Origin of the sequence: Hymenobacter cellulosilyticus (assembly GCF_022919215.1) — a bacterium.
GTDB lineage: Bacteria > Bacteroidota > Bacteroidia > Cytophagales > Hymenobacteraceae > Hymenobacter > Hymenobacter cellulosilyticus.
The window spans coordinates 776,943-795,679 of sequence record NZ_CP095046.1; the positions used below are offsets into that span (position 1 = coordinate 776,943).

13 protein-coding genes are annotated in these 18,737 nt (G+C 58.3%); 7 read left to right on the top strand and 6 right to left on the bottom strand.

What is annotated here, in order from left to right:
- The first annotated feature begins 75 nt into the window (after positions 1 to 75).
- From MUN79_RS03875 to MUN79_RS03885, 4 genes are all read left to right on the top strand, one after another.
- The gene (locus tag MUN79_RS03875) at positions 76 to 2,823 is read left to right on the top strand and encodes a 4-alpha-glucanotransferase (RefSeq protein ID WP_244676475.1); all 2,748 of its coding nucleotides are present in this window, start codon (positions 76 to 78) and stop codon (positions 2,821 to 2,823) included.
- A gap of 637 nt (positions 2,824 to 3,460) precedes the next feature.
- Positions 3,461 to 6,652: a T9SS type A sorting domain-containing protein gene (locus MUN79_RS03880; protein WP_244676476.1), complete on the top strand. Its 3,192-nt coding sequence runs from the start codon at positions 3,461 to 3,463 to the stop codon at positions 6,650 to 6,652.
- 132 nt (positions 6,653 to 6,784) lie between these two features.
- Positions 6,785 to 7,075 carry an FAD-dependent oxidoreductase gene (locus tag MUN79_RS31685; protein ID WP_375378208.1) on the top strand — a complete coding sequence of 97 codons (291 nt, stop codon included), beginning with the start codon at positions 6,785 to 6,787 and terminating at the stop codon, positions 7,073 to 7,075.
- Complete coding sequence (locus tag MUN79_RS03885; protein WP_244676477.1) at positions 6,967 to 7,749, top strand: NAD(P)/FAD-dependent oxidoreductase; 783 nt, start codon at positions 6,967 to 6,969, stop codon at positions 7,747 to 7,749. Before MUN79_RS31685 ends, MUN79_RS03885 begins: the two co-directional genes overlap by 109 nt.
- Positions 7,750 to 7,847: 98 nt before the next feature.
- Here MUN79_RS03885 and MUN79_RS03890 read toward each other — a convergent pair whose 3' ends face one another.
- The 3 genes from MUN79_RS03890 to MUN79_RS03900 all read right to left on the bottom strand — a co-directional run bounded on the left by MUN79_RS03890 (position 7,848) and on the right by MUN79_RS03900 (position 9,674).
- Positions 7,848 to 8,213 (bottom strand): hypothetical protein, encoded by a 366-nt coding sequence (locus MUN79_RS03890; protein ID WP_244676478.1) that lies wholly within the window; start codon positions 8,211 to 8,213, stop codon positions 7,848 to 7,850.
- A 48-nt stretch (positions 8,214 to 8,261) separates the two neighbouring features.
- Positions 8,262 to 8,684, bottom strand: a complete 423-nt coding sequence (locus MUN79_RS03895) for a roadblock/LC7 domain-containing protein (RefSeq protein ID WP_244676479.1) — start codon at positions 8,682 to 8,684, stop codon at positions 8,262 to 8,264.
- A 330-nt stretch (positions 8,685 to 9,014) separates the two neighbouring features.
- Positions 9,015 to 9,674, bottom strand: coding sequence for a carboxypeptidase-like regulatory domain-containing protein (locus MUN79_RS03900; protein WP_244676480.1), 660 nt, complete (start codon positions 9,672 to 9,674; stop codon positions 9,015 to 9,017).
- A 547-nt stretch (positions 9,675 to 10,221) separates the two neighbouring features.
- Between MUN79_RS03900 and MUN79_RS29835 the strand changes: the two genes are divergently transcribed.
- Both MUN79_RS29835 and MUN79_RS03905 read left to right on the top strand, forming a co-directional pair.
- Positions 10,222 to 11,151 carry a DUF5686 and carboxypeptidase-like regulatory domain-containing protein gene (locus MUN79_RS29835; RefSeq protein ID WP_262922983.1) on the top strand — a complete coding sequence of 310 codons (930 nt, stop codon included), beginning with the start codon at positions 10,222 to 10,224 and terminating at the stop codon, positions 11,149 to 11,151.
- Entirely contained in the window at positions 11,097 to 12,725 is a 1,629-nt protein-coding gene (locus tag MUN79_RS03905) for a DUF5686 family C-terminal domain-containing protein (RefSeq protein ID WP_262922984.1), read from the top strand. Before MUN79_RS29835 ends, MUN79_RS03905 begins: the two co-directional genes overlap by 55 nt.
- 89 nt (positions 12,726 to 12,814) lie before the next feature.
- Here the strand turns inward: MUN79_RS03905 and MUN79_RS03910 are convergent, their stop codons facing one another.
- Entirely contained in the window at positions 12,815 to 14,416 is a 1,602-nt protein-coding gene (locus MUN79_RS03910; RefSeq protein ID WP_244676481.1) for a family 43 glycosylhydrolase, read from the bottom strand.
- Between the two features lie 641 nt (positions 14,417 to 15,057).
- Between MUN79_RS03910 and galK the strand changes: the two genes are divergently transcribed.
- Complete coding sequence (gene galK, locus MUN79_RS03915) at positions 15,058 to 16,215, top strand: galactokinase (protein WP_244676482.1); 1,158 nt, start codon at positions 15,058 to 15,060, stop codon at positions 16,213 to 16,215.
- Between the two features lie 75 nt (positions 16,216 to 16,290).
- Here galK and MUN79_RS03920 read toward each other — a convergent pair whose 3' ends face one another.
- Positions 16,291 to 17,583: a sugar MFS transporter gene (locus tag MUN79_RS03920; protein WP_244676483.1), complete on the bottom strand. Its 1,293-nt coding sequence runs from the start codon at positions 17,581 to 17,583 to the stop codon at positions 16,291 to 16,293.
- 207 nt (positions 17,584 to 17,790) lie between these two features.
- Positions 17,791 to 18,678, bottom strand: coding sequence for a glycoside hydrolase family 16 protein (locus MUN79_RS03925; RefSeq protein WP_244676484.1), 888 nt, complete (start codon positions 18,676 to 18,678; stop codon positions 17,791 to 17,793).
- Positions 18,679 to 18,737: the final 59 nt, after the last annotated feature.

The window sequence follows — 18,737 nt, forward strand, 5'->3', positions numbered from 1 at the left end:
CAATTACTCCCGGAGAGTGAAAACTTACTCCGCCACTCTATTATCTTTCGCCTCCAATTCGATTTCCACCCTCCCATGATTCTTCGTTTTACCCTGCCCTTCCACACTACCTGGGGCCAGCGGCTGGTAGTATGCGGCTCCGAACCCAGCCTGGGTTCCTGGAACCTGGCCCAGGCCCTGAACCTGCATTACAGCCCGGCTTCCGGCATCTGGAGCCACGAAATCAGCCTGCCCGACGACCAGGCCGGCACGGTAGAGTACAAGTACATTCTGCTGGACGAGCGCACCGGCAACGAAGACTGGGAGTGGGGTGCCAACCGCCGGGTAGAGTACGACGGCCGGCAGTTTAGCCGCATCGTGCAGGAAGACTACTGGCGGGCCGCGGCCCAGCCCGAAAATGAACTGCACACCGCCGCCTTTACCCAGGCCCTGATGCGCCGCCCGGCCCGGCCTGCCAGTAAAGCCGCCGCGGCCACCAAGCCCGCCGCCCGCTTGGCCGATTCCGTTGTGCGCTTCCAGCTGGTAGCGCCCCGCGTCGATTCCGACCATCTGCTCTGCGTGCTCGGCTCCGACCCGGCCCTGGGCGCCTGGGATGCCCGCAAGGCCGTTCTGCTTTCCGACACCAGCTACCCGACCTGGACTGCGGATGTGGCTCTGGAACACCCCGAGCGCACCACGCAGTATAAGTATGGCATCTGGGACCCGCGGGAAAAGAAAATCTTGCACCTGGAAGCCGGCGACGACCGGGTGATTTCGCCCTCGGCCGACCGCAAAACGCTGCGAGTGCGGGCCGATGAAGGCTTCCGCTACCCTACCGGCCATTGGCGCGGGGCGGGCGTAGCCCTGCCCGTGTTTGCCCTGCGCAGCCGCCGCGGCCTGGGCGTGGGCGAGTTCCCCGATTTGAAGCTGCTCATCGACTGGGCGGCCAGCACCGGCCTGAAGATGGTGCAGATTCTGCCCATCAATGACACTACGGCTACGCACACCTGGGTTGATTCCTACCCCTACGCGGCCATTTCGGTGTTTGCCCTGCACCCGCAGTACCTGAACCTGGATGAAATTGCCGAGTTCCGGGAAGCTGCCGACCGTCAGGAGCTCGAGAAGCTGCGCGACGAGTTCAACGAGCTCGACTTCGTGGACTACGAGCCGGTAATGAAGGCCAAGTGGCAGTTTATCAAGACGCTGTACCAGCAGGAGAAAGCCGCCTTCCTGGCCGACCCCGAGTTTCAGGCTTTCCGCGAGGAGCAGAAAAGCTGGCTAGTGCCCTACGCGGCCTTCTCCGCGCTCCGGGACCGGTTCCACACCGCCGACTTCTCGCAGTGGCCCGCCGAGTTTCAAACGCCCCAGAATCTGGATGAGCTGACGGCCGAAACCCAGCCCGACTTCGACGAGTTTGGCCTGCACTTCTTTACTCAGTTCCACCTCGATAAGCAGTTGCGTGAGGCCGTGGAGTATGCCCGCCAGAGCGGCGTAGTGATGAAAGGCGACCTGCCTATCGGTATTTACCGCCACTCGGCCGACGCCTGGACCCAGCCCGAGCTCTACCACATGGACCAGCAGGCCGGCGCTCCGCCGGACGACTTCTCGACCACCGGCCAGAACTGGCGCTTTCCGACCTACAACTGGGAACGGATGGCTGAGGATGGCTACCTGTGGTGGAAGCAGCGCATGAGTCACCTGGCCCGCTACTTCGACGCGCTGCGCATCGACCATATTCTGGGCTTTTTCCGCATCTGGGAAATGCCTGGTCACTCTGTGGAAGGCTTGCTGGGTCACTTCTCCCCTGCTCTGCCCCTGCACCGCCACGAAATCGAGCAGCGCCTGGGCTGGTTCGACCACGGCCGCCTGTGTGAGCCCTACATCCGCTGGCACATCCTGACCGACATCTTCAAGGAGCAGGCCGAGGCGGTGAAAAACGAATTCCTGGACGAGGCCAGCTTCGGCGTGTTTCACCTGAAGGAGACGGTGCGCACCCAGCGCCAGATTGAGGCTTTGTTTGAGCAGAAGCTGGCCGCCGACCCACACAATTCAGAGCACTACGTGTGGCTGCGCACCAGCCTCTACAAGCTGGTCAACGAGGTACTGTTTGTGCCCGCCGAGCAGGCCGACTTCTACCACCCGCGCATCACGCTGCCCAAAACCTACTCGTTTCGGGAGTTGGATGAGCCGAGCCGTCACCGCCTCCACGACCTCTACAACGACTTTTTCTACCGTCGGCATGAGGAGTTCTGGCGCGACCAGGGCATGGTGAAGCTGCCGGCTGTGCGCTACGCCACCAACATGCTCATCTGCGGCGAAGACCTGGGCATGGTGCCCGAGTCGGTGCCGGGCGTGATGAAGGCGCTGGGTATTCTGGGCCTCAACATCCAGCGCATGCCCTCCGACCCTAGCGTAGAGTTTGGCCACCCCAACGCGGCGCCCTACCTGTCGGTGGTAAGCCCCGGTTCCCACGATATGAGCACCGTGCGCGGCTGGTGGGAAGAAGACCCTATCCGGACCCAGCGCTTCTTCGAAAACACCCTGGGCCACTGGGGCGAGGCAGCTCCGTACTACTGTGAGCCCTGGGTGGCCCGCGAAATTACGGCTCAGCACCTGCACTCCCCGGCCATGTGGGCCGTGTTTCCGCTGCAGGATTTGCTGGCCATGGATGCCGATCTGCGCCGCGCCAACCCGCTCGACGAGCAGATCAACGTACCCAGCAACCCGACCCACTTCTGGAAGTATCGCCTCCACCTCAACCTGGAAGATCTGGTGCAGGAAGTGGGCTTCAACCACGAGGTTCAGCAGCTGGTTATCAAGAGCCACCGCCTGCAGGTATACTAATGGTTTCGGCCCGCCTGGGCTTGTTTCCGGGGCTATATCAGAACGGTTTCATCGTCATGATGAAACCGTTTTTTTGTGCCCGCCGGCTCCCGAATTAGTGGCAAAAGGAGAAAGCCTATTGACGAACTGCAGGGCGAAGTCCAGTTTGATTTTAAACGGCTATATAGGATTTTATCTAAGTTGGCACTTTAGGTCATTCAGCAAGCACATACCCTCATTCAGCGAGTTAATCAGGATACTTAGCAAAAATTTCAGACCTTAGCAGTATTGGACTTTATGTTTGTAGCGCGAAACTCACCTGTGTCAGCTTCTTTCCTAAATCCGGCGCTATTCACGTTTCGTAAGCTTTGCTTAGTTCAACTAAGCTTGTAAGTGTACAAACTGGGTTTAATACCTAGCCAACTGCCATCAACTTCCAACGCCTTGACTTTTTGAGCTTTGTCAAAAACACAGTGACTGTGTTGCTTTTTTCAGTCAGCAAGGCCTGCATTTTATCAGCATTTTCACAATTCCTCTTTACTACATGAAAACAACCTTACGATTAGCACTTTCGCTGCTAGCCGGGCTACTAGGAGGGTATTCCCCTGCTTGGGCTGAAGGGTCCAAAAACCTGACTCCGGGCACCAATAACTTGGCCTTGACCGCTGCTGATAATGACCGGTGCGGCTACCTGGTGCATAACTCCGACTCCGAGTCGGGTGGGGTAGACATATCCTACGGCTTTCTCAAGCCAGCTAGCTGGGTAAGCCCCTTGGGTGCACCCTTCAGCCCGGACTATCGGCTCTTCATTCGTCTGCAGCCTGGCGAGAAGCTGTCGTATGGGGTACAAAGAGCCAACGACGTGAACTTTACCACCAGTAACTATAAGGACCTGGTTTTGACGTTGCGCTATGGCACCGGTGAGGGCACTATTGTTAAGCAGAATACGCTTACGCGCAATGCCACTACCAGCTACTTGCTGAACACAAACCAGCCAGGCGTTATTGATGACTACGCCCAGGCAGCCGCTGGCCCATTGCCCGCTGCCGGTGGGTACGATCCGCTTACATACACCAACAACACTGGTACTGCCCAAGACTTCTTCATTGAGTTTACCCAGGTAGGCGAATTCACTGACGCTGGAAGCCAGCCGGGCTTCAACGACCTCAGAACGAAAAATACGGCTTTTACGAACGGAGCAACGGCTACCGGTAACCGCATCTTCAGCACCTACAATCTGTGGGACTTTACCGTAACGGGCACCGACAACCAGGTTAAGAACGGGCGTCTGTTCAGCAAAGCCTGGTCGTTCTCCTCTTTGGCACCAGCGAACTTACTGTCTAGCAAATTCACGCTCTACCCCCTGGTAGAAAGCCGTGCTACTGCTAACAGCTACTATGTAAAGGCCATTGAGCTGGCGGGCCTGCGCCCCTATGCCTTCTTCTTCGTTACAAATGAGTTTGGCTCCACAGCTGCTACTGGCCGTACTACCGTAGCCGATCGGCGCAAAAGTCAGGTTAATAATACCGCCTACGCACAGTATCCTAGCTTCGTGAACGACCCGGACCCGACCATATGGCCCAGCGCTACCGTTCCTACAGCATCTATCACCCCACAGCCTTACTGCCGCAGTGGCAATACGGAGGTAGCCTTTACCACCTCCTCTTCCGAAACCGGCCGCTTTGATATCAATATCACCTACGGCGGCAACACCCGCACGCTGACGACTGATGTAGTCGCTGGCTCATCGGCTACCGTCATCTGGGACGGCTTGGTAAACGGCACGCGCGTACCAGCAGGTCAGACCATCAACTACAACTTTACAAACCGGGGAGCCCCCGTCAATTTCCCTCTGTACGACGCGGAAAACAACGAGGGCGGCTTTGTGGTCCGTAACGTTCGGCCCTCGGCGGCTGGCGCCGATGCGTTGTACTGGGATGACACTAACATTGCCGCGCTGGGTACCAGTAGTTTGAACGGCACCATTAGCCCGGCACACGGCTGGGGCAACGGTGGCACGGGCACTCCCGGTAACGCTGCAACGGTAAATACGTGGACTTACGGCTTTGTAAGCGCAGCCAACAACCTCACCTACACCACCGTGAACGTCTGCGACAACGACGGTGACGGCATCACGGATAACGTTGATATCGACGACGACAACGACGGTATTCCCGACACTGTAGAAGCTATGTCTGGCACCACTAGCGTTGACCCTAGCGCCTTTGCCGATGCAGCCTCGCCTATTCGCTACCTGGACGTAGACTATGTACACCCAATTTTCGGGGCGTTCAGAGACCTGGACAACGACGGTGTCAACGATATCTTTGATACAGACATGGACGGAATTCCGAACCAGTTTGATCTAGACTCGGATAACGACGGGTTAACGGACTCCTTTGAAGCTGGCCTCACTGCCCTTACCTGGGCTGGTACCGGTACTGCTACTGGCACTACCAGCGGTTACTCAGCCGCACTGGGACGTTTTACAAATACACTGGGCACTCTTGCAAACGCTGTAGGCACCAATGGCTTACCAAACGCGGTTGAGAACCGTGGCACTGTTGTAGGCAACGCCAGCACGGGAGGTACTGAGACCAATACGGTACGTTATACAATGGTTGACAGCGACGCCGACTCCTTCACGGCCAACAGCCAGACGGTATCGAACTACAACTTCCTGGACCTTGATTCAGACAACGACGGTATTTCCGACGAGATAGAAGCTCTGACTACGGCAATTTACGCCACTCGTAAAGCCCAAGCCAATTTCAACACGGACACTGACAGAGACGGTATCCGGGATGCCTACGATGGCAACGCAACCAATGGCAACTCCATTACTACCCGGACCGATACCGATAACGATGGTACGCCCGATATGTTTGATACCGACTCCGACGGCGATAATGCCGGCAAGTCGGGTCAGGCAATCTACTTGCAGACAGCCGACTGGACTGAAGGCTTTGATGTAGACGGCGATGGTAAAGCAGGTGATGAGATTGTAGCTTTGGCTCGTTTGTTCAGCACCAATAACCCCAGCAAAGGAAACTACTATGCCATTTCGACTAAAGGCAACGGCTATGGTGAAACCACCCTCTCAGCCTTCCTGCAGGACGATAACGGCAATGGCATTCCTAATTTCTTAGAGCCGGGCAGCGCTTATTACCACGACGACAACTTCAACGGCTTGGTCGACATATATGATCCGGCTTACGGCGGCAGCTCTTCTGCTGCTCCAAGACCCGCTGGCGGCACGGAAGCCAGCTTCCGGACCAATACGGTACAGGTGCCCCTGCCCGTAGAGCTCACCACCTTCACGGCCACGGCCGTAGGGCAGAGCGCCCGGTTGACTTGGGCTACGGCCTCGGAGAAAAACAACGCGTACTTCATCGTAGAGCGCGCCTATGGCGGCCTGGACTTCACCTCTATTGGAACGGTAAAAGGTGCTGTCACTACCCAGAAAGCCCAAAGCTACAGCTTCACCGACGCCGGCATCGGCGCCAAAAACCTGGGCACGATTTACTACCGCCTCAAGCAGGTCGACACCGACGGCACGGAAGTTCTGGCCGGCCCGGTACGCACTGTACTATTTGGTGGCGTGAAAGAAGTTACGGCCGCGCTGTACCCGAACCCAGCTGTTAATGACACCCAGCTCGACCTGAGCAGCCTGCCCGCCGGCAGCTACCAGGTATCGATTGTGGACGTTACCGGCCGCACGCTGGCTTCGGATACCTACGCGGGTGGCACGCAGCACTCGTTCGCCGTGCGCAGCCTCAAGCCAGGCTCTTACCTGGTTGTGATTCGCGGCAACAACGTGAAAATCACGAAGCGCCTGGTGAAGAACTAAGCTTCGCCAGCATTCCTTGAAAAAGCCTCTCCGCAAGGAGAGGCTTTTTTGTGTCCTATCCCCAGCTGCTGCAGGCTCGACACCAACCGAAAGGCCGGTTTTGGGGTATAGAGAAGCTACACTTCTGAGCGTATGCCACACCTATCTGCTTCCTTGCCCCGCCGCCGTCCTGCCACCCTATCCGCCACCGACTACGATGTTATCATTATTGGGGCGGGCAGTGCGGGCTTGAGTGCGGCACTGACCCTGGGCCGCTGCCTGCGCCGGGTGCTGGTGTGCGACGGGGGCGCCCCCGCAACTCGCCCTCGCCAGGCGTGCAGAGCTTTTTTACCCGCGACGGAATCAAGCCGGCCGAGCTGCTGCGTATCGGTCTGGAACAGCTCCGGCCGTATACGACGGTGGAAGTACGCCCCGCCCGCGTGACGCAGCTTGCTACCGCCCCAGACCATTTCGAGCTGCAGGCAGAAGGCGAATCGGGGCGGACCTTTACCGTGACGGCCCGCAAAGTACTGTTGGCTACGGGGGTGGAGGATGAGCTGCCGCCCGTGCCCGGCATGCGCGACCTGTGGGGCCATGGCGTGCTGCACTGCCCTTACTGCCACGGCTGGGAAGTGCGCGGGCAGGCGCTGGCTGTGTACGGCCGCGGCAAAATGGTGACGGGTATGGCCCTGCTGATAAGCCGCTGGGCCACGGACGTAATAGTATGCACCGACGGGCCGGGCCACCTGAGCGAAAATGCCCGCCGCCGGCTGCGCCAACAGAAAATCCGGATAAACGAAGAGCCCATCAGCCACCTGGAAGGCAAGCCTAACGGGGAGCTGCGCTATATCGTGTTTGAGAATGGGGAAAAGCTGGCCCGGCACGCCATTTTCGTGCATCCGCACCAGCACCAGCGCGCCAGCTTCGCCGAGCAGTTGGGCTGCCGCCTCACCAGCAAGGGCGCCATCTGGATTGACAAGCACGTGCAAACCAGCGTCAGGGGCTGTATGCCGCCGGCGACATCACCCCCGGCCCCAGAAAGCCATACTGGCTGCTGCCGAAGGAACCCAGGCAGCTATTGCCATGCACGAAGCCCTGACCCGGGAGGAGTGCCCTAAGTAGCATTTGGGTCTTTAGCTGCGACAACCTGCTACTACAGAAAAAGCCCGCCGGTGCTGTACCGACGGGCTTCTTTATAGCTAATTGCGCTAGTTGACTAGTTCAACAGGCCAACCGAGTGTGCCTTCATGATTTGACGAGCCTGGGCCAGGTTCGTATCACGCGAGTTAACGGCCAGATAGATGAACATGCCTCCGTCGCTCGAAAGCTTCAGCAGGTGCAGCTGGTCGGTGAGGGTCAGCAGAATGTCCTGCACTTTCTGGTTGAGCTTCAAGGCCTGAATTGCCTTCAGTTTTGCCTTTACTACTTCCGTATTGTATGCGGCAGCCGTTTCGATATCGAAGTCGGCAATGTTAGCGTGCGAAGCCAGCGGCATGCCGGTTTCAGTTTCTACGACAGCAACAGCCAGCAGCGTTGGGAGCTCGGCCAGGATATCTTGAACGGTTTGTTTGGGACTAGGCATGTTAAAATGAGCGTGTGAAGTAAAGAGTGTTTATGTTGAAAAGTTATGTTAGACCGTGTGACGGCGCATGATTTCTTTGGCAATTCCCAGGTTTGCATCGGCCATACGCACGGCCAGAAAGCAATACCATTTCCCGTCGTTCAGGGGGCGTATGTGGTGAAGCTGGTCTTCCAAGATGACCGACACATCCGTCAGCGGCCCACCCGCCCAGATTTTGGTCGCCACCGCCTCTTCCATCGTGCGTAGCAGCTTGGCATGCCGCAGGCTGATATGGTTGGGGTTGTAGGCGCTGTTGGTCGTATAAAAGGCTAGTACCTTGCCTGAGTTCGTGTCGACGACGCAGCTCATGAGTAGATCCGGAATATCTGCCAGCAGGCCTTCCAGTACTTTTTGAGCGCGCATCCCGCTTTCATCGGCTACCCCTACAGTGACTTTCTTTAACTGAAGACGATTGAAGAACGGAATATTCATTGGGTGAAAATCGAAGCGCTGGGCTCCGGCAGCCTATAAGGGCTACTAACGGAATGCCCAGGACTTCGTGCGGGGTAAAGAGTTCTAAATTGGCAAGTCGCGGCCAACTGGGCATTGGCAGCTGAAAAGTAAGGTCAAAACACTTGGGTACGGCCTATAGCCCAAAAAACTCTTTAGAAAGCCAGAGTGGCGGCCTTCTAAAGAGCTTAGTGCAACCAAGTTTGGTAGCTGATACAAACCAAGAGAGATTTTGTTATCAGCTTTCTTTCTTACTCGACTTAACCAATAAATAAAGTTCTTTTGATCAGATAGTTACTGACCTAAAGAACTTTAGAAACGCCACCAGCGGCGCTTCTGCACCTTCGCTACTGCGTCGTCGGTGCGGGGCAGCAGGGTCACGTTCTGCACGCTGCGGCCTTTTACCTGTACCTCATCTTCGGTGTAGCCACCGTAGCCAAACTGCAGCTGGGAAGTCTGGTTGGCGGGCACCAGCATCGAGTAGGTTCCCTGTGCGTTGGTCGTTACGCCACGGCCACTGGTCTTATCCAAAACAGTGGCTCCAATCAGTGGACGACCATTCTCGTCCAAAATTCGGCCGCTTACCACAGCCATTTTCTTGGCAGCAGCCGCTTCAGCAGCCACCGAAATCATTTCTTCGCTGGGCGCAGCAATAGTTGTCGTAGGTACGCCAATACGCTCCTCAGTAGGCAGGTTGGTTCCGGCCAGCACGGCGCCGCTGATTAAAGCACCTACCAGCACGATAGAGCCGGCCCGGCGACGGAAACGCACGGGCTCGGTGCGCATCAGGTGAAACTGGTGCTGCAGCCAGCCTACAGGACGTACGCTGTGGCCACTGGCACGCATCGTGTGAAAACGTTTTAGCGCCTCATCACCAGCGTTAGGATTAGCCTTGAGATACGCGTCAACTAGCTCCGCATTGCTCACCGACAGGTCTCCCCGCAGGTAGGCATCTCGATAGGTAGGAAGCAATTCCCCTGTGACAGGGTGGAATGGGTAAGCGGTTAAAGCCATTGTTGTAAGATAAAGGTGTGTAAACGAGAGCGGATATACGTCAGCTTTTGACTAACGATAGGCCAAGATTCACTCTAAATAATCCTAATACCAATGGTATTCGATAAAGGTTATTATTTTATATATAAAGGTGCATTTATGGGCGATGAAAGTTCTGGGCTATTTTTTCTCTCAAAAGCCAAACAAAAAGCCTAGTTTTCAATACCGGATAAGTACAAGCTCGACAGTAAAACACCAGTTTACAGGCATTTTACCGGGGTATGGTCATGATAGAGGCTTACTTAGCTAACCGGAATCCTAAGAATTCGGGAAAGCCATACCCCAAGTGAGTGGTAAAGGCCCTATCTTAAGGGAACCTTGTGGTGTGCACTGCCGGAACGCAATAGGAAGGAGCAATTATTTCGTCAATAATTGCATTACTTCTGCCGACTACTTGTACTATATTGGGTAACCCTCATAGCTGACCTTTCTCACTCTATTGCCCGATTCGCCTCCAGTGTAGTTTATGAAGCATACGTACGCGCTGTTTATCCTATTAGTAGTCGTGGCCTTACCCGCCCAGGCGCAGCGCATAGTATTTACCGGCCGAATTACGGAGGCCGCTACGGGGCAGCCCGTTCCTTTTGCCTCTCTGTTTGTGCCGGGAACTACCAGCGGCATGACGGCCGACGCGGAAGGACGCTACCAGCTTACTGTTACTCAACCCATCGATACGCTGGCGGCCTCCGCGCTGGGCTTTAAGGCCCTGAAAAAGGCCGTCACGCAGCAAACCCAGCAAACGGTGAACTTCGCCCTGGGTGCGGGGGCCGTTACGCTCGGTGAAGTAACAGTGCGGCCCACCGAGAACCCCGCCTACGTGATTCTGCGGCGGGTGCAGGCCCACAAAAACCAGAACGACAAGCGCCAGCTGCAGGCCTTTGAGTACGACAGCTACAACCGGATTCAAACTACGATAACCGACCTGCCCGACCGCCTGGCCAAGCGCAAGGTGGTGCGCGATATGCTGGCCCTGTCCGACAGCATGAGCAAGGGCGCCCCCGCCGGGCCAGGCAAAAATCTGCCGTTTTTTGCCTCGGAGCTGCAGTCCCGCCTGTACGTGAAGAACCACCCGATTCGGCGGCGGGAGGAAATCCGGCAGCGGCAGATGCGCGGCATCGGGCCCCGGGAAGGCTCGGTGGCTTCCCAGATTCTGGGCTCCTCGTTCCAGGATTACAACTTCTACCCCAACTGGCAGAATATCATGGGCAAGGATTTCATCTCGCCCATTGCCGAGGGGTGGAAGCTGGCCTATGAGTATGAGCTACAGGATTCCATGTTCGTGGGCCAGGATTGGTGCTATCAATTAGCCGTGAAGCCCCGCCGCCCCAAGACCTGGCCTTCGTGGGTACCATCTGGATTACGGCCGATACTTACGCCCTGCGCAAGCTCAACTTGACCAAAAGCCCGGAGGCTAACATCAACTTCGTTAGCGAAATCCGAATTTACCAGGAACTGACCCCGCCCGCGGAAGGCGCCGGCCTGCCCAAAGTAACGCGCGTGACGGTTGCCATTAAGCCCTCCGACAACCAGGCCGGGATAATGGCGAATTTCAATACCATCAACTCCAACTTTGAGCGCAACCACGAGCGGAACATAGCTTTCTACGATAATGCCCTCGACACGGCACCCAATGCCAGCCAGCTGCCCAAAGACTACTTCGATAAAAACCGCCCCGACTCGCTGAGCCTGGCCGACCAGACTTCCTTGGCCGTGCTCGACTCGGTGCGGGAGCTACCTAGCGTGCGCTCGGTGCTGGACCTAGCCGATGTGCTGGTGAACGGTTACAAGCGTGTGGGCCGCCTCGAACTGGGCCCCATCCTGTCGACCTACGGCTTCAACGATATTGAGGGCCACCGGCTGCGCTTCGGCTTCCGGACCACACCCGAGCTGAGCCGCGACTGGCTGGTGCGGGCCTACGCGGCCTACGGCTTCGGCGACGGACGGCTTAAGTACGGCATGCGCGTTAACCGCATCATCGAGCGGCAGCACTGGACGGTGCTCGGGGCCGAATACCGCCACGACCTCGACCAGGTAGCTTTGCTCGACAATGAGTTTGGGCAGGAAAACCCACTGTTTGATGCCGCAGCCCGCATCGGCCGTATCCGCGGAAGCCGCCCACTGATGCGCGACGTATCGGGCCTTTCCCTGCAAACGGATATTGTGCGGGGCTTCATTCAGAAGGTTATTGTGCGCCACCAGCGCTTTACGCCGCTGTATAATTTTGCCTACTACAACACCGACCGCCGGGTGCCCGGCGCGCCCACGGCCGCCAACATCACCTTGTCGGAGCTAATCTTGGAGTCGCGCTACGCGCACGACGAAGTGCTGGTGGAAACCGAAAACCGGCGTCGGGCCATTGGCCTGATGCGGTGGCCGGTCTTCATCTTTCGCTACACCTTGGGCGCCAATCACCTGCTTGGCAGCGACTTCAAGTACCAAAAGTTTGCCTTCATTACCACTCAAAGCGTGCAGGTTGGCATCTTCGGCCGCGCCGACTATCGGGTAGAAGCCGGCTATATTCCCAGCACGGTGCCCTACCCTATCCTTAAAACGCACATGGGCAACCAGTCGCCGTTTTATAATGCGTCGGCGTTTAACCTGATGCGCTACTTCGAGTTTGTCAGCGACCGGTATGCTTCTGTGCGGGTCGAGGACCACTTCGAGGGTTTGCTGGTAAACAGCTTGCCGCTGCTCCGTAAGCTCAACTGGCGCCTGCTGGCTACCGGCAATGTGTTGTTTGGGGGCGTAAGCGAGGCCAACCGCAGCCTGACCCCGCCGCGCCACCCCGACACGGATGAGCCGCTGCAAACCTTCCGGGCGCTGGATCATGGGCCGTATGCCGAGGTGGGCTACGGCGTGGAAAACATCTTCAAAGTTGCCCGGGTCGACTTTATCCACCGCCTGACCTACCGTGATTTGCCCGAGGCCCGCAACTTCGGCGTCAAGCTCAGCCTGCAGTTTAGACTGTAACAACCTTTTCGCTTCCGGCTCCGCCACATACCCCAACGCCCCGACAACCAATGGTTGCCGGGCGTTCACTTACGTAGTTGGCCTACTTCCTAGCGCTTGTTGCGCAGGGAAAAGTGGTTGAAAGCCACAGTGGAAGTGGCCGGGCCCTGGGCCAGCAGCGCAATACGGATACCCCGGTCCCATGGCGGCAGGTACGTACCGTTGATAGCAAAGCTTTCGGTGGGCATGGCAATCCAGGTGAGGCCGTCGGCGCTGTAGCTGAAGCGGTAGCGCTGCCCGCCCCATACCTCCAGGCGCAACGACAGGTTTTTGCAGCTCTCTACCGCAATCTTGGTCAGGCACTCCTGTTTGCCACCCTTCACGTGCCAGAGCTGCAGGCTTTGGTCGCCGGCCATCAAAGACAGCGTGTTGGCATGGTCGCCGATGGCACCGATACCGGCAAAGGTACCGGGCGCGAGGTTGGCAAAATCCAGGGTGGTAACGGCCTTGTAGGTGGCCGCAAACGTGCGCTGGGCTACCATGGCACCCAGGCCTACCGGGCTGGCCGTGAGCAGCAGCTGCCCGTCGCTGACGCCGGCTTCGGGCTGCTCACCCACCGGCCACTGCCAGGTTTGAGCCAACTGGTTGCTAGTGAAGTTGTCGGTCACGTTGAGCACGCTCAGGTCGGGCAGCGGGGCGGCCTGGGGGCTGCGGCCGTCGAATTCGGGCCAGCCTTCGGCATTCCAGGTAAACTCGCTCAGGATGCCCTGGCGGCCCACAAACTCGTGGCTGTCGGTGTAATACGCGTGGTGGAGCAGGAACCAGCGGCCTTCGTATTCGGCTACGGTGCCGTGACCGGGGCACTTCCAGGTTTTGTTCTTATCGAGAATCGGGTTCTGGGGGCACTTCTCCCAGGGCCCCAGCAGGCTCTTAGCCCGGGCCACGCCAGTGGCGTAGTTGCAGCACTTGCCGCAGCAGCCGTTGCCGGCGTAGAACATGTAGAAGTACTCGTCGTGGCGCACGATGGCCGAGCCTTCCACCAGACAGCCTTCCCACTTCTCGGTATTGCGGAACAGCTCCACCTTCTTGCCGACCAAACCCATGCGCTTTTCATTGATGCGCTGGGCCCAGATGGGCGTGGGCTTTTTCTTACTATTGCCGTCCTCTTTCCACACCAGGTACAGGTCGCCGTGCTCGTCGCGCACGGGGAAGCCGTCGATGGAGCCTAGGCGCTGGCCTACCAAGGGACCGTGGTCGGTGTAGGGGCCTTCGGGCTGGTCGGCACTGGCTACGGCTACGCACAGCGGGCCGTTTTTCTTGCGGGCCGTGTAGTAGATGAAGGTTTTGCCGCCCTCGTAGAAAATCTCCGGAGCCCAGAAGTTAGCGTCGCACCAATCGGGCAGCTGGCCGGGAAACACGTGCGTCACCAGCTCCCAGTCGACCAGGTTGTCGGACTTGAACATAGGAAACACAGGGCCCCACTCAGCCGACGTAGCACTGGCCCAGTACGTATTGCCGATTTTGGCAATGGTCGGGTCCGGGAAGTCGCCGGGCAAGACGATGTTGGCGTAGTTGGTAGGCTTCGCCTCGACGGGAGGAGCCACAGTGGGGGTAGAATCGACCAACGGCGCGTCAACGGCGGCGTAATCAGTCGAGGAATCTACAGTGGGCACCAAGTCGAAGGAAGGTGCGCTTTCGAAGTCGAACGACACAATAGGAAGAAGAAAGAGTGGGAAACGAACAGAGGTTTTCGGGGGCGGAGCCAGCCACGGGGCTAGTACCAAAACGCTACGCAACTCGCCGGCACTTTCGGGATTTGCTCTTTAAAAAGGCAACAAAGGGGGGATTTCTGAAACCAGCTTAACGCAACAATCCGAAAGGTACTACTTTACTTTTATTCGCAAGCAAACAAGTGTATTTTTTTGATACAACCCAGTAGGCTTTTTTGGTTTGGCCTTTTTTCAAAAACGGCTTTTAGCAAAGAGTCCTCGCAACGCAAAAGCAGTGAAAACTGGTTCAATTCATGGCAAATCCTTTGTTAGAACCCGCGCAGCAGTACCCTCGGCATGCAGCATAATTCGGGCCATACTTGCTAAAAGGCAGGTTAAGATTTCGGCATAAATATGATTTAAATAATAATTCCCTGAAGCCAGCAAAGAATATCCAGCGAGGGACCTAGCAAAGGGCGCCGGACAAGGCCAAGATGTTGTACATCACTCTTTTCGGAGCTCAACCGCAAACTACGTGGTGGGCGGCTTCGGCTAAAGTCGGCCAGGGTTCGTAAAATAGCCGGCCGTTTGGTTCTACCCGGCGCTCTGCTTTCTCAGCCACCCTCATAGCTACCTTCCCGCTTATGCTAGCCCACGATATTGCCGCTGCTTTTCACCAGCGCTTCGGCACCGACCCTTTGCTGGTGCGCGCCCCCGGCCGCATCAACCTGATTGGGGAACACACCGACTACAACGCCGGCTACGTGCTGCCCGCGGCCATCGACAAGGAAATGTACTTCGCCGTAGCCCTGAATCAGCAGCACACCATCCGGCTGCACGCCTACGACCTGAACCAGTCGGAGGAAGTGGCCGTCGACGCCGTGGCGCCCAGCGAAACTCAATGGGCCAACTACCTGCTGGGCGTAGTGGCCCAGCTTCAGCAGCGCGGAGTGCAGGTACCGGGTTTCGACTGTGTCTTCGGGGGTACGGTTCCGGCCGGGGCGGGCTTGTCGTCGTCGGCAGCCGTGGAGTGCGGAATGCTGTTTGCCCTTAATACGCTGCTGCAGGCTCAGCTGGAGCCCATGCAGATAGCTAAGCTGGGGCAGGCCGCGGAGCACGAGTACGCCAAGGTGATGTGCGGCTTGATGGATCAGTTTGCCAGCGTGTTTGGCCAAGCCGGGCAGGTAGTGCGCCTGGACTGCCGCTCCCTAGACTATGAATACTTCCCCTTTGACACCACTGCCTGCCGTATCGTGCTGTGCAATTCGGGCGTGAAGCACAGCTTGGCTAGCTCGGAGTACAACACCCGCCGCCAGGAGTGCGAGCAGGGCGTGGCCGTGCTGCGGCGGCATTATCCCGAGGTTCAGACGCTGCGCGACGTGACGCTGGAACAGCTGGAGGCCCACCGCGACGAGCTGGGCCCGGTGGTATACCGGCGCTGCAGCTACGTGGTGGAGGAAAACCAGCGCGTAATAGAAACCTGCCGCCTGTTGACGCAAAATGATCTGAGCGGCGTGGGTCAGCAGATGTACGCCTCGCACGCCGGACTAAGTGAAAAGTACGAAGTGAGCTGCAAGGAGCTTGATGTATTGGTAGAAATCGCCCAGACGACGCCGGGTGTGTACGGCTCCCGCATGATGGGCGGCGGCTTCGGCGGCTGTACCATCAATCTGGTAGCCACGGAGCAGGTAGCCGACTTCGTGCAGCATATGAAGACGCAGTATCAGCAGCAGCTGGGCCTGCCGTTGGAAACCTACGAGGCGACTATCGTGGACGGCGTCGGGCTGTTTACGGACAAGTAATTCCGCTAATAAAGGAAAAGCCGCCCGCCGAGAACTACTCGACGGGCGGCTTTTTGGTGTAGTACAAAGTTTGAATCAGCTAACAGCAGGGCGGCTACCCTTCAAGCCATACCAGAGGATGTAGAGGTAGCAGAGCACGGGCAGCAGAAAGGCCAGACGTAAGGCATGCACCCCGCCGCCCCCGCTCTGGCTGTCGGCAAGCAGGCCGAAGAGCGGCGGAATAAGGGCCCCGCCCACGATGGCGGCCGAGAGCAGGCCCGAGGCATCCTCCGTGTGCCGCCCCAGCCCGGCTACGGCCAGCGTGAAGATGACCGGGAACATCACCGCATTCATCAAGCCCACGGCCAGCAAGCTCCACATGGCCACGGCCCCGCTGGTGTTGATGGAGAGGAGCACGAGCAGCACCGCGCCCACGGCCGTGACGGCCAGCACCCGCCCGGGCCGCACGGCCCGCAGCACGAAAATGCCGGCAAAGCGGCCCAGCATGGCCGCCCCCCAGTAGAAGGCCACCTGCTCGCCCGCGTCGCGGGCGGCCATGCCCATCACTTCGGGCTGGCCCAGGTAGCTGACGATGTGCGAGCCAATGGCCACCTCGGCCCCCACGTAGGCAAAGATGCCCACCAGGCCCAGCACCAGGTGGCGGAAATGCCAGGCCCGCTGCGTGTCGCCGGCCGGGGCCGGGGCATGGGCAATCTGGGGCAGCTTGAGGAAGGCCAGCAGCAGGCTGATGAGCACCAGTACGGCGGCAATGCCCAGGTAGAGGTACTGCACCGACGTGATGTCCAGGGCCGCCGTCTGGGCCGGGGTGAGCTGGCTCAGGTCGGGCAGGTGGGAGAGAATCAGGCGCGCGCCCAGCACGGGGGCAATGGTGGTGGCCAGCGAGTTGAAGGCCTGCGTGAGCGTGAGCCGGGAGGAGGCCGTGTGCGGCGGGCCCAGGATGGCCACGTAGGGGTTGCCAGCCACCTGCAGGGTCACCACGCCGGTGGCCAGCACGAACAGGGCGCCCAGGAACAGGGCAAAGGTGCGGCTCTCGGCGGCGGGGAAGAACAGGCAGCAGCCGGCGGCGGCAATGAGGAAGCCCACGAGCATGCCGCCCTTGTAGCCCAGGCGCTTGACGAGCCAGCCGGCGGGCACGCCCATGACCAGGTAGGCGCCGAAGAAGCAGAAGTTGACCAGGTTGACCTTGGCGTAGCTGAGCGTGAAGAGGCCCTTGAGGTAGGGAATCAGGATGTCATTGAGACAGGTGATAAAGCCCATCATGAAGAACAGCACCGTCAGCGAGGCCAGCGCCGACGTGTAGCGCGGCGTCGGCTGGTCGGCTTCGGTAGCGGCAGACGCACCTACAGAGGAAGGAGCAACAAGAGCCATAGCAAAGTGAATGAGGGGTTCGAGAAGCTAATAGGAGGCGTTTATAACACAAAAAGAGGCCGGTCCGCTCTCCTAACCATTGCGGAACCGGCCTCTGAGCCACGGCGCCTGTCTGCATGAGCAGGCGGGCGTGGTACTTGCGGGGAAACTTAGTAAACGATGCTGAAGGCGCGGCTCACGGCGCAGTTGCCGACCTTCGGGCAGTTCTTACTTGTACTGGTAGTAGCGCACGTAGTCGACCTGCATCTGCTGCGGGAAGGTCGTGTTGGGCGTTGGGTCGCCGTCGAACATACCACCTACGGCCACGTTCAAAATCACGAAGAACGGGTTGTTGAAGGGCCACGGGTTGCCGTTGACGTCACCCGGGGTGAAGGTGTAGTAGGGCTGCGAGGCTCCGTCCAGATAGAAGCGAAGCATATCCTTGCTGCGCACCACGCTGAAGACGTGGAATTCGTCGGTGATGTCGTAGCCCAGGACCTGGGTTTTGCCCTTGTACTCACGGTTGCCCGCATTGTTAGCATAGTGCATGGTCGACAGAAACTCCTGGGGCTGGCTGCCGCGCAGTTCCATAATGTCAATTTCTCCGCACTTGGGCCAGTTGTTCTTGTCGATGTCGGTACCCAGCATCCAGATGGCCGGCCAAATACCTTTGCCTTTGGGCAGCTTGGCTCGCACGTCGATGCGGCCGTACTGAAAGCTTTGCTTGCCCTTGGTAATCAGGCGGCCCGAGGTATAGGCATTGTTACCCGACTGCTGCCGGCGAGCCTGAATGAAGAGGTTGCCCCCGCTCAGGTACACGTTGTCGTTCGAGTTGGTGTAGGCCTGCAGTTCGTTGTTGCCCCAGCCGCCACCGCCCAGCTCATATACCCACTTGCTTTGATCCAGGGCACCGCCGTCAAACTCGTCGCTCCACACCAGATTGGTATACTGGCCGTAGTCCTTGGCTTCCTCGTTAACAACCGGCGTGGGTGGTATTACCACTGGCGCGGGTACGTTCTTGGTTTTGGTTTCGGTACAGCCCAGCAGGCTCAAAGTCAGCAGAACGCTGAGGCCAAACTGGGTGCTGCGCTGGATGGACAGGGAGGGGAATTTCATGAACTCAGGGTAAGAACTACCGCCGGGCACCGGTGCCCGGTTGGTTGGCAATCATCGTA

Bases quoted from the DNA above. Each gene is read 5' to 3' on its own strand.
- MUN79_RS03875 (WP_244676475.1), top strand. From the start codon at position 76: ATGATTCTTCGTTTTACCCTGCCCTTCCACACTACCTGGGGCCAGCGG.
- MUN79_RS31685 (WP_375378208.1), top strand. From the start codon at position 6,785: ATGCCACACCTATCTGCTTCCTTGCCCCGCCGCCGTCCTGCCACCCTA.
- MUN79_RS03890 (WP_244676478.1), bottom strand. From the start codon at position 8,213: ATGCCTAGTCCCAAACAAACCGTTCAAGATATCCTGGCCGAGCTCCCA.
- MUN79_RS03895 (WP_244676479.1), bottom strand. From the start codon at position 8,684: ATGAATATTCCGTTCTTCAATCGTCTTCAGTTAAAGAAAGTCACTGTA.
- MUN79_RS29835 (WP_262922983.1), top strand. From the start codon at position 10,222: ATGAAGCATACGTACGCGCTGTTTATCCTATTAGTAGTCGTGGCCTTA.
- galK (WP_244676482.1), top strand. From the start codon at position 15,058: ATGCTAGCCCACGATATTGCCGCTGCTTTTCACCAGCGCTTCGGCACC.
- MUN79_RS03920 (WP_244676483.1), bottom strand. From the start codon at position 17,583: ATGGCTCTTGTTGCTCCTTCCTCTGTAGGTGCGTCTGCCGCTACCGAA.
- MUN79_RS03925 (WP_244676484.1), bottom strand. From the start codon at position 18,678: ATGAAATTCCCCTCCCTGTCCATCCAGCGCAGCACCCAGTTTGGCCTC.